The 14,164-nt window shown below is 51.2% G+C and carries 14 protein-coding genes; 2 read left to right on the top strand and 12 right to left on the bottom strand.

Annotated elements, in window-relative coordinates; translation table 11 throughout:
• Window positions 1–4 precede the first annotated feature (4 nt).
• The 10 genes from VK958_RS06995 to VK958_RS06950 all read right to left on the bottom strand — a co-directional run bounded on the left by VK958_RS06995 (window position 5) and on the right by VK958_RS06950 (window position 8,694).
• Window positions 5–577, bottom strand: coding sequence for a hypothetical protein (locus tag VK958_RS06995; protein ID WP_325240152.1), 573 nt, complete (start codon window positions 575–577; stop codon window positions 5–7).
• Window positions 578–692: 115 nt separating this feature from the next.
• Window positions 693–1,064 carry a hypothetical protein gene (locus tag VK958_RS06990; protein WP_325240150.1) on the bottom strand — a complete coding sequence of 124 codons (372 nt, stop codon included), beginning with the start codon at window positions 1,062–1,064 and terminating at the stop codon, window positions 693–695.
• 187 nt (window positions 1,065–1,251) lie between these two features.
• Entirely contained in the window at window positions 1,252–1,575 is a 324-nt protein-coding gene (locus VK958_RS06985; protein ID WP_325240148.1) for a thioredoxin family protein, read from the bottom strand.
• Entirely contained in the window at window positions 1,576–2,223 is a 648-nt protein-coding gene (locus tag VK958_RS06980) for a hypothetical protein (protein ID WP_325240146.1), read from the bottom strand. It lies immediately after the preceding gene.
• Window positions 2,220–2,576: a response regulator gene (locus VK958_RS06975; protein WP_325240145.1), complete on the bottom strand. Its 357-nt coding sequence runs from the start codon at window positions 2,574–2,576 to the stop codon at window positions 2,220–2,222. The genes VK958_RS06980 and VK958_RS06975 overlap by 4 nt, the downstream gene beginning before the upstream one ends.
• Before the next feature lie 17 nt (window positions 2,577–2,593).
• The gene (locus VK958_RS06970; protein ID WP_325240143.1) at window positions 2,594–2,974 is read right to left on the bottom strand and encodes a sensor histidine kinase; all 381 of its coding nucleotides are present in this window, start codon (window positions 2,972–2,974) and stop codon (window positions 2,594–2,596) included.
• Between the two features lie 65 nt (window positions 2,975–3,039).
• Entirely contained in the window at window positions 3,040–3,810 is a 771-nt protein-coding gene (locus VK958_RS06965; RefSeq protein WP_325240141.1) for an ATP-binding response regulator, read from the bottom strand.
• Complete coding sequence (locus tag VK958_RS06960) at window positions 3,797–4,408, bottom strand: chemotaxis protein CheB (protein WP_325240139.1); 612 nt, start codon at window positions 4,406–4,408, stop codon at window positions 3,797–3,799. Before VK958_RS06960 ends, VK958_RS06965 begins: the two co-directional genes overlap by 14 nt.
• Window positions 4,409–5,227 carry a CheR family methyltransferase gene (locus VK958_RS06955; RefSeq protein ID WP_325240137.1) on the bottom strand — a complete coding sequence of 273 codons (819 nt, stop codon included), beginning with the start codon at window positions 5,225–5,227 and terminating at the stop codon, window positions 4,409–4,411.
• A gap of 2 nt (window positions 5,228–5,229) precedes the next feature.
• Window positions 5,230–8,694 carry a response regulator gene (locus VK958_RS06950; protein ID WP_325240135.1) on the bottom strand — a complete coding sequence of 1,155 codons (3,465 nt, stop codon included), beginning with the start codon at window positions 8,692–8,694 and terminating at the stop codon, window positions 5,230–5,232.
• Between the two features lie 300 nt (window positions 8,695–8,994).
• On the opposite strand from VK958_RS06950, the gene VK958_RS06945 reads away from it, so the two are divergent.
• Window positions 8,995–10,761, top strand: coding sequence for a monovalent cation:proton antiporter-2 (CPA2) family protein (locus VK958_RS06945; RefSeq protein ID WP_325240133.1), 1,767 nt, complete (start codon window positions 8,995–8,997; stop codon window positions 10,759–10,761).
• A 170-nt stretch (window positions 10,762–10,931) separates the two neighbouring features.
• The gene (locus VK958_RS06940; RefSeq protein WP_325240131.1) at window positions 10,932–11,162 is read left to right on the top strand and encodes a hypothetical protein; all 231 of its coding nucleotides are present in this window, start codon (window positions 10,932–10,934) and stop codon (window positions 11,160–11,162) included.
• 126 nt (window positions 11,163–11,288) lie between these two features.
• On the opposite strand, the gene VK958_RS06935 is transcribed toward VK958_RS06940, so the two are convergent.
• Window positions 11,289–12,806 carry a UdgX family uracil-DNA binding protein gene (locus tag VK958_RS06935; protein WP_325240129.1) on the bottom strand — a complete coding sequence of 506 codons (1,518 nt, stop codon included), beginning with the start codon at window positions 12,804–12,806 and terminating at the stop codon, window positions 11,289–11,291.
• A gap of 48 nt (window positions 12,807–12,854) precedes the next feature.
• The gene (locus VK958_RS06930) at window positions 12,855–14,093 is read right to left on the bottom strand and encodes a putative DNA modification/repair radical SAM protein (RefSeq protein WP_325240127.1); all 1,239 of its coding nucleotides are present in this window, start codon (window positions 14,091–14,093) and stop codon (window positions 12,855–12,857) included.
• Between the last annotated feature and the right edge of the window lie 71 nt (window positions 14,094–14,164).

The following is a 14,164-nucleotide window of genomic DNA, read 5'->3' as shown; positions in this document are numbered from 1 at the left end:
CAGATCAAGCCGGGCAAGGCATGCCTGCATTCACCCATTGTTTCACTGCAGCGACCGTTTGCTCTTTGGTGAGTGGCGGCACAGTGCGGTTGCCACCCGGGTTCCAGCCCCAGGCCACCAGCTTGTCATCAGCAAAGTGAGTAATCAGTTTCTGGCCGTCTTTACCACCATTGCGGGCCGGGTCTTTCAACACCATACACAGGTCTTTGGGTGAGAGGCCGATAAATACCATTTTGTTTTCCGGTGACGGCAATTGCCAGTGAGGCGCACCCGGTGGCGCATGCATACCCATCACGGCGGGAGAGTTTTTCTGCTGGTGGCAGGAGCTGCATTCCATCGCTGGCATGCCTTTGCCATCCATCCCGCGCTGTACCAGCATCGCATGCGGTTTGCCCTGGTCATATTGCAAGGGCTGGTCACCGGGAATATGGCAATTCTGGCAACGCGGATGTTGCAGGACAGAGCGGATAGGCTCAAACAGTTGTGCCGGCTCGGCACCGATCACGGCTGCGGCATACAGTGCGCTGTAAACGACCAGAAGTGCAGACCATAGGTTGTTGTTTTTCGGGCGATACATACAGTATTCTCCTGGCCGGTTGATCTCTGGTAGCTGCTTGCAGCAAAGGCCTGACAGGTCTGCCAGGCCAATGAATCGTTATTTTTTATAGGACCATACTGCTCTGATTATCAAGTCATGCAAATGAAAGCTCATGCCAGATGGATTTGTCATTGGCAGCCACTGGCTCATCAAAGCTGTTCTGGTGCGATTTGAGCTTTCCATTTTCTGTAGAGAAAGTGAGCTCGAACTTGTTAGTGACCGGCAAGCTTTGGAAAGGGCCTGATGGATCAAATGAGCGGTAGTCCAGGCACAGGTAGAGGCCAGGCTCAATCAGCAGGTCAAATCGTTGGCCGTAGGCAGAGTGAGTGGATACATCTGTTTGCTTGAAACCGTAGGCTAGCGCATCCCGTCTGACGTGAAACCAATCTTGCTCGTTGCATGCTTGATTAATCGAGAAACTCAATACTTCAAAAATCTGTTCTGCAAATTCGATCGGGGTACGCATATTTTTTCAACCTGTAATTAGTTTTTACCAAGAAATGCACTGCTTAAGAATGGCGTCAGTGTAGGTTGAAACTTGTAGGATAAAAACTGGCGAAAATCTGATTTTATTGTCAGATAAATCTGGCAAAAGCTAGCCGCAGGGTAAAGGCATACTGCGAACTCTCACAGAGAATTATGGGGGATCCGCCTTATGGTGTGGAAATCAACTGCAGGGCAGTGTTTAACTCACCTGCATTGATTTGCCTGACCAGGCGTTCTTGCTCAATGCCGTCTTTGATAAAGATCAAGGTCGGCCATAATTTAACCTTGAATGACCTGCCCAGCCTGCGCCCTTTGCCATCTTCGATTTTGAGATGCTGCACCTGCGGGAACTGGCGGATGCCGGAGGTGATAGTTGGTTGGGCGGTTTGGCAGTGACCACACCAGCTGGTACCGAACTCCAGTACCACTGCCCCAATCAGGGCATCGATTTCTTCACGACTTGGCTCGGGCGATGGCTGTGCTTCTATCATTTATCTGGCGTCTTCCTTTTCAGAAAGCGCCGTTTTAAAGTTGAATTGAGCATCGACATCACTATGTACGATCTCGCATTGTTCAGAGATATTGGTTGCCCAATCCCAATTGCTCAACAGGCCTGTATTACTCGTATCTGTGCCGGCACACGCCTTGTTCCAGCTGAACTGGATGCTGTCACTCTCCGCCCTGATCTGCAATTTTTTCTCTGTGCCTTGCTTATCAATCATCAGGATGATACCTGCGCATAGCAATACCCTTGCTTCCTGTGCCGGCAGCATCTGCCGGGTCGACACATGATTGGTGATAATCAGATTGTTGGTGTAGCACTCCATTTTCAGCAATTCCAGGCACTCACTGACCAGTTCATCGGCAGGCAATTGAAACGGGCTTTCCTGGGCAATCCAGGTGAACAAATTCTGGGTGGCGTTGGTTAAGATTTTGGCATTCAGTTTGATTTCATCGACCTGCGTCTGCACATATGCCGCATCTGCACTACCGGCATGTACTTTTCTGCTCAGCACATGCGATAGCAACGTGATCGGCTGTAATTTACCGAGCATCTTATGGCGCAGGCCTGGCATCACGCGGTTGATCACTTCGTTTCTTAACTGATCGAATAATACAGTGTCGGCCACTATGCTCATTGCCTGGTCCCGGAAAAGCGCTCAATGGCCGCCAGGAAAGCATCCATCTCGAGCGGTTTCTGGCTCCACTCTACCGGAAACGGCAACGCTTCACAGTGCTGCTCGCCATAGCCGGAACAGACCATGATACCAATGGACGGCTGGATCGCTTTCGACATTTTGGCCAGCTCTATGCCCGACATGCCGGGCAGGCTGACGTCTGTGATCAAGAGGTCAATGGCGGATGGCTGCCGCAGGATATCCAGCGCATGCTGTGCCTCGCTGGCAGTGACGATGACATGCCCTTGCATTTGCAGCAGCTCGCTTAATATTTCCCGCGTATCGAGATCATCTTCAACAATCAGAATGTGCATGCATTGGTTTCTATTAATTAACTTTGATTGATGATATTCGTAACGCAACTCAAGGGCAAACTGAGTGTAAAAGTACTGCCCAACGCTTTCTGGCTGTTCACTGTGATTTGTCCACCGTGTGCTTCAGCTAATTTACGCGAGATATACAGTCCCAGGCCTAACCCGGCTCTCACCTCGTTACCAGAGGCCCGTTCAAAAGCCTCGAATATATTCTTTTGCTCATGCTCGGAGATACCGATCCCGTGGTCAGTCACCTGTATGATGGCTGACTCGCCTTCGCGTTTTAAACTGACATGCACAGGCTTGCCCTTGCCATATCTGATCGCATTCGTCATCAGGTTAATAATGATCTGCTCAATGCGGAACGCATCCCAAAAACCAATGACTTCTGCTTCCACTTCCAGTGTGAATTCTATACTGGCTTCTTTTGCCAGCGGCGTCAGGTCTTCGGCAATTTGCCTGATCAGTAAGGATAGATTCGCATCGCCAGGCTGGATGGAAAGTTTGCCATTTTTTTGATGCGTGAGACATCCATCATGTCTTCAATCAGCCGGATGATACTTTTTAATTGCCGCTCTCCACGCGCCAGCATTTTGTGCAGGTTATCAGGCGTAAATGCCGAAAGGTTATTCTTGGCCAACTGCGCCAGCCTGACCTGCACGTCCAGGAACAGCGTATTCAGCGGTGTCCGCATTTCATGTGCCACCAATGACATGAATTCTTCGCGCATGTTCAGCGAATGTTGCAGTTCCTGTTGGGTAGACCTTAACTGGCGCAACAGAAACTCCTGTTCGCGTCTGCTTTCTTCCAGTGCCTTCACCTGATGTTCAAAGGCTACCCGATGACGGAACAGCTCGACAAACACATTGGCCTTACTTTGGACCGCATTGATGTCTAATGGTTTGTACAATACATCCACCGCACCGGCGCCATAGCCTTTAAAAGCATAATTCAGCTCCATGCCGGCGGCGGTGACAAACACGATAGGCACATGCTTTGTTTTTTCGGTGCCGCGCATCAGCTCAGCCAGTTGGAAGCCATCCATTTCAGGCATTTCAACATCGACCATCGCCAGTGCAAAATCGTGCGTCAACAGCAGTTCCAGCGCATCGACACCACTGCTGGCCTGCATAATGACCCGGTCGGGCGCACGCAGGACGGCATCCAGTGCCCTCAGGTTTTCGGGCAAGTCATCCACGATCAATAGCTTGATCTTTTCGTTACTGTCCCGCATGCCCCTCCCCAAGTTGCAGCAATCTCTGTTTGATACCGGATAAGCCTGCGATCAGGTCCGGTGTTTGTAATTTGATGGCTTCGCTCGGCATAGTACCCGATTTTGCTTCCAGCGGTGCCTGCACCACTGTAAAGCCACCATGCTGCTTAATTGTTTTCATACCCAGAGCCCCATCCATATTCGCCCCGGTTAATAATATTCCGAGCAGGCCAGGGCCATAAGCCAGCGCCGCGGTTTGCATCAGCAAATCTATCGAGGGCCTGGAATAATTCACCGGCCCTTCACAGCTCAGTGAAAAAGTGCCGTCTTCTTCCACCAGTAAATGATAGCCGGCCGGTGCAAAATACAGCCTGCCATTCATGATGGTGGCTTTATCTTCGGCATCCTGCACTTTGATGCGTGTCCACTGCTGGAAAACTTCCGCCAGGTTGCTTTCGTGGTGATCCGGCAGGTGGATGACACAAATGATGGGCACCGGATAATCCGGCGGCAGCGGGCAAAATAATTGCATCATGGCTTCTATGCCACCGGCAGAAGCACCCACCACCACGGCTTTAATCGCTTGCAGCCGCTTCTCTGCCTTGCCGTCACTTTCCATTTACAGCTTCCTGAACAATTTATCCTTTTTCACGATCGCTTCAAATTGATGTGAACAGGATGAGAAGTCCAGGCTTTCTTTGTGTCCCAGGCCGAGGAAACCACGCCTGCATAGCGACTCGTGAAACAGGCCATAAGCCCGGCTCTGTAATGCCTTGTTAAAGTAAATCACCACATTACGGCATGAAATAAAGTGTGTTTCCGAAAACACAGAATCAGTAGCCAGGCTGTGATCTGAAAAAGTGATTTTCTCTGCCAGGGACTTATCAAACAGGGCGCCGCCATAAGCGCCGGTATAGTATTTATCCAAGGTGAACTTGCCGCCCGCTGCCCGGTAGTTTTTGGTGTACAGCGGCATTTTATCCAGCGCGAATACGCCTTTTTTTGCTTTTTCCAGGGAAACAGGATTGATGTCGGTGGCGTAGATGATACTGCGCTCCAGCAAGCCTTCTTCCTGCAATAAAATCGCCATTGAATAAGCCTCTTCACCGGTGCTGCATCCGGCCACCCACAGCTTGAGAGAAGGGTAGGTTTTTAATACCGGCACCACCTGTTCACGTACTGACAGGAAATACGAAGGGTCCCTGAACATCTCGCTGACGGGAATAGTAAGGTATTGCAGCAGCTGCATAAATACCGCCGGGTCATGCATGACCCGGGATTGCAGGTGTGAGATAGACTCGCAGCGCAAAGCACCCATGCCCTGCTCTATCCTTCTTTTCTGCGAGGCTTTGGAGTAGTTCCTGAAATCATAGTTGTACTTGAGGTAAATCGCCTCTATCAACAGCTTGATCTCAATGTCTGCGTCCGGCAACTGCATGCTTACAAGCGCTCCAGGTTTGGTATCCAGATGCGTAACAGGGATTGCAGCCGGTCGATATCCAGCGGCTTGGCCAGGTAATCACTGGCACCCGCTTTCATGCACAGCTCCTGATCATCCTTCATCGCTTTTGCAGTCAACGCGATAATAGGCAGTCGCGCAAATTCAGGCTTTTTCCTGATCTCGCGCATGGCTTCGTAGCCATCCATTTCCGGCATCATGATATCCATCAGCACGAGGTCGATATCTTCCAGCTGCTGCAATTTTTCAATCGCTTCCAGCCCGTTGCGGGCGATATCCACATGCAGGCCCTTGTGTTCAAGGACTTTGGTCAGCGCAAATATGTTTCGCACATCATCATCCACCACCAGGATTTTTCTGCCTTCAAATACCCGGTCCCGGTTCCTGATGGTCTTGAGCATGGATTGATGTTCAGCCGACAGTTGTGATTCTACCTTGTGCAGGAACAAGGTCACTTCATCAAGCAGGCGTTCAGGCGACCTGGCGCCTTTGATGATGATGGAGTTGGAATATTTGAGCAACTCCATTTCCTCTTCGCGCGTCAGGTTGCGGCCGGTGTACACGATGACCGGCGGGAACGAAAGGATCTTCTCGGTAGACATGCGCTGTAGCAGCTGGTTGCCCTTCATGTCCGGCAGCTTCAAGTCAATGATCATGCAATCAAACACTTGTTTTTGCAGTTGTTGCAGGGCTTCTTCACCCAGCTCAACCGCCACGATTTCGATATCCTCGTCGGTCAGTAACTGGATGACGCTTTCACGCTGCCTTGCATCATCTTCAACCAGCAGCACGCGTTTGATCTGTTGGGTATATTTTTCTTCCAGCTTTAAAAATACTTCTTTTAACTCGGCACGGGATTTCGGTTTTAACGCAAAGCCAATCGCGCCGAGTTGCAATGCAGCATCCTGTTGTTCTGTCGCCGACACTGCATGCACTGGAATGTGCCGCGTTTCCGGGTCTTCTTTCAACTGTTGTAATACTGTCAGACCGGAAGCATCCGGCAGGCGGATATCCAGCAAAATCGCCTGCGGCTTATGTGTTTTTGCCAGCCACAAGCCCTGGGAAGCGTTATTTGCGACCAGACAGCTGTATTGCATTTCATGCGCGATGTCATACAGGATCCTGGCAAAATCTTTATCATCTTCGATCACCAGTGCAATGCGGTTGGCATGCTGGATATTGTCGCGGTCATCGGGGAACGCAGGCAAGGCCATGGCCTCAGGTTCAGCCGGTTTAGGCGCTATTGCTATGGGCGCTGCCGCTGGTTTTGCCTCAGTGACGCGTGCCGGTTTGACTTCTGTTGCACTGACTTCCAAAGGACAGGTCAAGGTGAATGCACTGCCGCTGCCGGGTGTACTTTCCAGCGTCAGTTCGCCGCCGAGTAACCTGGCCAGGTCACGCGAGATGGATAAGCCCAGGCCGGTGCCGCCATATTTACGGCTGATCGAGCCATCTGCCTGATGGAATGCCTCAAAGATATTTTGCTGCTGGTCTTTGGCAATGCCAATGCCGGTATCACGCACCGTGAAGGAAACCTGGCCATTGCCATGCGCTGCAATCGACAGCGCTACTTCGCCATTTGCAGTAAATTTAAAGGCGTTGGAAAGCAGGTTTTTAAGTATCTGCTCCAACCTGAATTTATCGGTGGTCATGCTGAGAGGCGCATCCTGGCTGACCGATACCTGGAATTGCAGTTCCTTTTCTTTGGCGACAGGCTCAAAACTTATTTTCATCGCGTCTGCCACACTTTGCAAAGTGACCGGCAGCAGGTTGAGCTCCAGCTTGCCTGCCTCTACCTTGGAGATATCCAGGATATCGTTGATCAGGTTGAGCAGATCATTACCCGAGGCATAAATGGTTTCTGCAAACGTCACCTGCTCTTCGCTGAGGTTACCGTGCGCGTTATCGGCCAGCAGTTTTGAAAGGATGAGCGCGCTGTTCAGCGGCGTGCGCAGCTCGTGCGACATATTGGCCAGGAACTCGGATTTATACTGGCTGGAAGACTGTAATTCTTCGGCTTTTTTCTCAAGCTCTTTCTGGGCAGCCATCAGTGATTCATTTCTCTGATCGATCAATGTTGCCTGATGCGCCAGTTGCTCATTGGTCTGTTCCAGCTCGGCTTTCTGGTTTTCGAGCATGGAATGCGATTCTTCGAGGATAGTCGATTGCTCTTCCAGCTCTTCATTCGCGGTTTTGAGTTCTTCCTGCTGAACCTGTAGTTCTTCATTCAATTGCTGCACTTCGGCATAGGCACGTTGCAGCCGCTGTTTGGCAATCGTGGCCTCAATCGCCGAGCCCAAATTATTGGCAATAAACTCCAGCAGGGCCATATGCTTTTCCGGAACAGGTTCCAGGAAGCCCAGCTCCATGACCGAATTCACGTGACCATCGCTTTTCAGCGGGATGATGGCGATGCCGTTGGCGGGGGCCGAACCCAGTGCGGAATGGATGCTGAGGTAGGTTTCTGGCAGATTATTCAACTGCATGATCTCGCCGGTCAACGCTACCTGCCCGACCAGGCCTTCATGTTTGTGCAAATGCTCGGCCGGCTGCTCGGTATTGTCTTTGAATCCATAGGTAGCGAACAGGCCAAGTGTGCCATCCTCTTTATATTCGTAAAGAGCACCCACCTTCATCGGGACATATTTGGACAAGATCGTCAACGCGGTCTTGCCCAGTTCCGGCAATGCCAGCTGGCCGAGTCCGCTCTGCACGATCTCAGCCTGCCCTTGCCGCATGCGACCCTGCTCTTGCAGGTATTCAGCATGCTCGGACTGTTTGTTCAATATCTCGCTATAATTTTTGGAGAGCCCCATCAGGTCTTTGCGGCCCATCAACGCCAGCAACCCGCTGACCAGCAGGCTGATAGCCAGGAAAGCGATCACACTGACGTAGGTAGTGCTGATCGCCCGGTCGTTTCTTTCCTTCAACAGGCGCTGCTCGGTTTCCAGCGTCAGGTTCAGGTCTTTTCTTATTTCATCAAACTGCACCTTGCCACGCTGGGAACGCACGACCGATAGATAATCCTCTCCTTTCTCGCGCATCTGTATCATCGATTGCGCATATTTATCCCATTCGGTAACCTGGCTTTTGAGCTTGCGCAGGCGGTTTATCTGAAAGTCATTATCCCCAACCAGTTTCACCAGGCTGTCCAGTTCGGATTGCACCAACGGCCGTGCTACCTGGTAAGGCGTAAGAAAGTTTTGGTCACCACTCAAAAGATAACCGCGCATGCCTGATTCCATGTCGGTGGAAAGCTTGGCCGTTTCATTGATCTTGCCGATGACTTTCTGTGTGTGTTCCACCCAGTTCAAAGCTGAAAGCAGGTTGTAAATAAGGACGACAAAAATGATTGCGCTCAGTACGCCCAGCGCTAACGGCAATGTGATATTGCGGATGAGTATCCTGCGGAAACCGATTTGGTCTACTTGTTGCTGTTCTGTCATTGCTATTCCTGCTTGAAAATATCTCTTCTTAACCCGTCAAAGATACCGTAGATAACATGGGATGGCTAGCCTAAGCCAGCATTTGGCCGGAAAAGATTTGTTTACCACAAGCCGATAAAAATCCGGAAGTCATTTTTTGTGGAAAATCCGTGTGTATGTTTAAGCGATACAAGGATAAGAATGGCTAGCCCTGATCAAGGCTTGTGCGATAATTTCGCTTGAACATTAATTTAAACCTACGCTGGCGCTACCTTCTGTGTCTGTATCGCGACGAATAGAAATCATCATTAAGGCCCATCCATGGATTCATCCCATTTTCTTGTTCAGGCAGCGATCTATTTATCTGCCGCCATCATTCTGGTCCCCATCTTTAAAAGGCTGGGACTGGGCTCGGTGCTGGGTTATTTAATTGCCGGCATCCTGATTGGCCCGTATGCCTTGAAACTGATTGCAGACCCAGAACACGTGCTGCACTTCGCTGAGTTTGGCGTGGTGTTGATGCTGTTCCTGATCGGCCTGGAACTTGAATCGCAAAAGGTATGGGAATTGCGCAAGCTGTTATTCGGGCTGGGCGGCATGCAAGTGTCACTGACCATCGGGCTGGTGACAGTGATTGCGCACACACTGGGGTTTACCTGGAGCGAGTCACTCATTATGGGCATGGGCGTAGCCATGTCCTCTACCGCGATTGGGCTCACCGCACTGATTGAAAAGAAACAGTTGCATACCTCTGGCGGCCAAGCGGCTTTTGCCACCTTGCTGTTCCAGGATCTATCCGTGATCCCCTTATTTATGCTGCTGGCATTTCTGGCGCCTGACCGCGCTGCCTCCAGTTTTGACCTGCTGGCGGTGACTAAGGCGATTGCCGTGATTGTCGCCATCGTGCTGGCGAGCCGGACTGTATTGCGCCCCATCATGCGTGCTATCGCCCAGACCGGGGTCAGGGAGATTTTTGTCGCTTTTTCGCTACTGTTGGTGATCGGTATTTCACTGGCCATGGAGTCGGTGGGTCTATCGATGGCTCTAGGCACCTTTCTCGCAGGGGTATTGCTGGCCGACTCTGAATATCGCTATGAGCTCAGGTTAGATATCGAGCCCGTGAAAGGCCTGTTGTTAGGCCTGTTCTTTATCGCAGTAGGCATGACGGTTGATCTATCGCTGGTCACCGAGCAGCCCTTACTGATCTTCGGTTTCGCTTTATTGATAGTCGCGATCAAAATAGGGGTGCTGATGGGGCTGGGCTGGGTGTTTAAATACCCGTTGCGTGACAAATTATTATTCGGTTTTTCCATCTCGCAAATCGGAGAATTTGCATTTGTTATTTTTGGCCTGGCCTTGGCGCAAAACTCCATTTCACGCGAAACCTACAATATCCTCAATGCGATTGTCGCCGTGTCTATGCTGACTACCCCTATCCTGTTGTTACTATATGATCGCTTCCTTAGCCTGCAATGCAGCGAACGACCTAAAGATGCCATCCCGGAAAATAACAGCGTCATCATTGCCGGGTTTGGCCGTTTTGGCCAGATCGTGGGCCGCGTGCTGGTCGCCAAAGGCGTTACGCCGACGTTGATCGATAACGACCCTAACCAGGTCGATTTGATGCGTGATTTCGGTTGGCGCTGTTATTACGGTGATGCTTCAAGGCTGGATCTGCTGGAGGAAGCAGGCATCGCCGAAGCGAAGTTATTGGTCATCGCCGTCAATGATTCTGCGGCTGCGCTGGAGATGGCGAAACTGGTCAAAGAACGTTGGCCTGCCGTTGCTATTGTCGCCAGGGCCAGAAGCCGTACCGACGCTTTTGATTTGCGGGAGCTGGAGTTAAACCCGATCAGGGAAACCTTTTATTCTTCACTGGAAGCTGCCAGGCAGTCATTGCTGGCGATTGGTGAAAGCGTCAGCACTGCTGAAAAAATCGTCAGGCAATTTGAGAAGCATGACTTGGATCAACTGGAAGCCACGCTTAAAATACGCCATGACCGCAAAGCAATCTCCAGTTTGATGGAACAAGGTCGCCAGGATTTGAAAACTTTACTGGAGCTGGAAGGCCCTAATCCAGAGACGTAAGGATATTCCTACAAATTTAGCGGCATTTGCCCTATAAATTTTTCCATTTATTGCCGTTAATGTTCATATAGTGAGCATTGCGGAATGAAGTCCTGATCTCGCTATGTACAAACGTGTGGTGGCTTCTGCGGGAGCCGCTTTTTATGCCCAATCCGTCAGCGAGCCTACTCATGAAAATAGAATTCAAAAAATCAGACACGCAATCTAGCCTGGATTATGTGTACATCAATGGCGTGTTAGCAGGCGAGCTTATTTCTGATATGGTGAATAAGTCTTATCTATTTGTGCCTGACGAAGGCGATCGCATACTGCTATCCAGAGTGGATTATGACGAGGCATGCAAGCTTCTGAGTAGCGAACTGACTCCATTTTATAGTTATCGTGGGGCCAAAGCTGCCTGATTGTGCTGGGCCCTGATTATTCTGGACATGCCTTTTGTATATGTTAGTAGTTTCATAACGCCAGATTGTGCCCTGCGTCATGGATCATGAAGCCCAGGATCACGATTGCCCTCATGACTAAAGACACTATGGTGCATTTACGATGGTCGACGCGGATACAAGGTCATTCACTAACTTTTTATAATATTGCTGTTTTAACGCTTCATCCTTTACGCGCAGGATAAATGAAGGGTGGTAAGTCACCAGCACTTGCCGCCCATCCGGTAGCGGAAACAGATTGCCGCGATTAGCTTCCATTTCCAGCGCCTCACCTGTGATTGCATGGGCAGCAACCGTTCCCAGGGCGATGATGATGCGCGGCTGCACAATGGCGACTTCACCTTGTAACCATGGCAAATACATTTTGATATCACCGATGCCAGGCAACATGCGTACCCGTCGTGTGCCCTGCAACTTAAACTTGTAGTGCTTGAGTGTGTTGGTGACATAAGTGTTTGAACGCGCTATACCGGCTTGCTGCAAGGCCTGGTTTAATAGTTGCCCGGCCGGGCCTTTAAAAGGTTGCCCCGCCAGGTCTTCCTGCTCGCCTGGCTGCTCACCCAGCAGCATGATTGAAGCTGGCACGGCACCTCTGCCCAACACTGCCTGCGTCGCATGCACCGCCAGCGGAAACTCTGATAGCAGCATCGCCGCATTCAATCTGCGTAGCGCGGCTAATGCCTCCGGTTCGTCTGCAGGCGGCAAGATGTTTTGCCTGTTTACCACATATTTGACCACTTTGCGCTGCGGTTCGGTCGGCGGGGCCTCGATCATGCTGTCCATCCGCTGTGAGGCATTCACGATCAACTCGGCGATCAGTGGTGCCTCCGGCAGATTGCGCCAGTATTTCTTCGGCATTTGCGACTGCATGGCTGATATCTTGAGCCGTGCCGGGTTGAAGATGCTGCGGTAATACGAACGCCATAAATCCTCACCGGCATCATCAGCCGGTGCATCCGCTTTGCTAGCACCCGGGCTATAACTTAACGCTGAGCCATCCCAATGCATACAGATGTCGGGGGTGAGTATCGACCAGCGCATATTGGTAAAACGCCCGGTGAAGAATGGGGCAGACGCTTCAACGATATGATGGCTAGGCTCAAACCAGGCCACGAATTCGGATTCTCTGCCCTCAATCTCTATTTCGCGGAATCGCACAAAGGCCTTCATCTTATGCAGATCACGGCGTACCGCTTTAATCATAAACTGAATACGCGCTACATCCGGGTCGAATGAGATGTGTAGCAGTTTCTGCTCCTTTTTTAATCTCCACAGCAGGCGGTACAACAAGCCAAAACGGGTCGGGTCGCTGTGCAAGATGGCTTTGCGGCAAAGCTCAATAAAGTCGCGAGGGACCTTAAATTGGCTATTCTCTAATTCGTTGGAGGGTGATTGGCTGGAGCGGAATGAGGTTGATGGCGAGTGATCGAATAGCTGATTTTGCTGTCCAACCGGCTTAAACTCAGGGCTATCGAATAAACCACCGCTTTCTTCACCCACAAGCCATTCGATATTTTCAGGCGCGATGGCTTGAGCAAGCAATGCCCGCGCAGCTTTGCGCCAGCCTTCAAAATCGGTTTCATTAGCGAGCCGGACTACCTGCATGGGGCATTTCGAATACTTTCAGGCTGCAAGTAAAGATAGCACAACAAGCTAGAACGGCTCGAACAGGCCGAACTGTTGAGGGGCTATTGACTGCTGCAAGCGCTGTTTCAAGTTGTTGTCATCCAGGCTGCGGCCAGGATGATAATCAGGCAGGAGTACGAACGGCAGCACCTTTTTCAGCGACACGCGCAAACGCGCCAGGTCGTCATAGCGGATGGGCCGCACCCTGCGTGCAGTGACAATGCGCGCAACATTGGTCACGCCCAGCCCAGGCACGCGCAATAACATAGCCTTGGGCGCGCGGTTGAGGTCGACCGGAAACTGCTCGCGATGCTGGAGCGCCCAGGCTGTTTTAGGGTCGACGTCGAGATCGAGCATGCCATCCTGGCCGGTCACGATCTCTTCAGCGTTAAAACCGTAAAAGCGTAACAACCAGTCGGCCTGGTATAGCCGGTGTTCGCGCACCAGCGGTGGCGCTTTCAACGGCAACACCTTGCTGGCATCCGGTATCGGGCTGAACGCTGAGTAGTAGACACGGCGCAAGCGGAACGCACCATACAGGTTGGCGCTGGTATCGAGGATAGCGCGGTCGTCTGTCGTATCTGCACCGACAATCATTTGCGTACTCTGGCCGCCAGGTGCGAAACGCGGTGGTTTTTTGCCGGTAAGTGTTTTATCTTTGCTTTCATCTATCTTGAGCCGCAAATGGCCCATGGAGCGGCGGATGGCTTGCCCATCTTTCTCCGGCGCAAGATTGTGCAAGCTGGCAATGGTCGGTAGTTCGACATTGATGCTGAGGCGGTCAGCATAGAGACCGGCGCGCGCCATCAATTCAGGACTGGCATCAGGTATGGTTTTGAGATGGATATAGCCGCGGAAATCATGCTCCTCACGCAACACCCGCGCCACTTCGACCACCTGCTCCATGGTGTAATCCGGGTTACGGATAATGCCCGAGCTGAGAAAAAGTCCTTCGATGTAGTTACGACGGTAAAAGCTTAAGGTGAGGTTGACCACCTCCTCTACACTGAACCGTGCACGCGGCACATTACTGCTGACGCGATTCACACAATAAACGCAGTCATACACACAGAAATTAGTGAGCAAAATTTTCAGCAGCGAGATACAGCGCCCATCAGGCGCGTAGCTATGACAAATGCCCATGCCTGTTGTGGAGCCTATGCCTTTACCGCCAGTCGAAGTGCGCTTGTCGGTGCCGCTGGAGGCACACGAGGCATCATATTTAGCGGCGTCAGCCAGTATTTCGAGTTTTTGCTTAAGCTCCATGGAGGTCTTTTTGATTGGGTTTTCTTGAATGAAATAGAACAGAGATATGACCCGGCAATAGCCCCTTGGTT

This window comes from Methylophilus sp., from assembly GCF_035460085.1.
Taxonomy (GTDB): Bacteria; Pseudomonadota; Gammaproteobacteria; order Burkholderiales; family Methylophilaceae; genus Methylophilus.
This window is presented reverse-complemented; position numbering and strand designations above follow the sequence as displayed.

Coding starts and splice junctions, on each gene's coding strand:
- VK958_RS06980 (WP_325240146.1), bottom strand. CDS start 2,223: ATGAGCATAGTGGCCGACACTGTATTATTCGATCAGTTAAGAAACGAA.
- VK958_RS06940 (WP_325240131.1), top strand. CDS start 10,932: ATGAAAATAGAATTCAAAAAATCAGACACGCAATCTAGCCTGGATTAT.
- VK958_RS06975 (WP_325240145.1), bottom strand. CDS start 2,576: ATGCACATTCTGATTGTTGAAGATGATCTCGATACGCGGGAAATATTA.
- VK958_RS06965 (WP_325240141.1), bottom strand. CDS start 3,810: ATGCGGGACAGTAACGAAAAGATCAAGCTATTGATCGTGGATGACTTG.
- VK958_RS06995 (WP_325240152.1), bottom strand. CDS start 577: ATGTATCGCCCGAAAAACAACAACCTATGGTCTGCACTTCTGGTCGTT.
- VK958_RS06955 (WP_325240137.1), bottom strand. CDS start 5,227: ATGCAGTTGCCGGACGCAGACATTGAGATCAAGCTGTTGATAGAGGCG.
- VK958_RS06950 (WP_325240135.1), bottom strand. CDS start 8,694: ATGACAGAACAGCAACAAGTAGACCAAATCGGTTTCCGCAGGATACTC.
- VK958_RS06985 (WP_325240148.1), bottom strand. CDS start 1,575: ATGATAGAAGCACAGCCATCGCCCGAGCCAAGTCGTGAAGAAATCGAT.
- VK958_RS06945 (WP_325240133.1), top strand. CDS start 8,995: ATGGATTCATCCCATTTTCTTGTTCAGGCAGCGATCTATTTATCTGCC.
- VK958_RS06935 (WP_325240129.1), bottom strand. CDS start 12,806: ATGCAGGTAGTCCGGCTCGCTAATGAAACCGATTTTGAAGGCTGGCGC.
- VK958_RS06930 (WP_325240127.1), bottom strand. CDS start 14,093: ATGGAGCTTAAGCAAAAACTCGAAATACTGGCTGACGCCGCTAAATAT.
- VK958_RS06960 (WP_325240139.1), bottom strand. CDS start 4,408: ATGGAAAGTGACGGCAAGGCAGAGAAGCGGCTGCAAGCGATTAAAGCC.
- VK958_RS06990 (WP_325240150.1), bottom strand. CDS start 1,064: ATGCGTACCCCGATCGAATTTGCAGAACAGATTTTTGAAGTATTGAGT.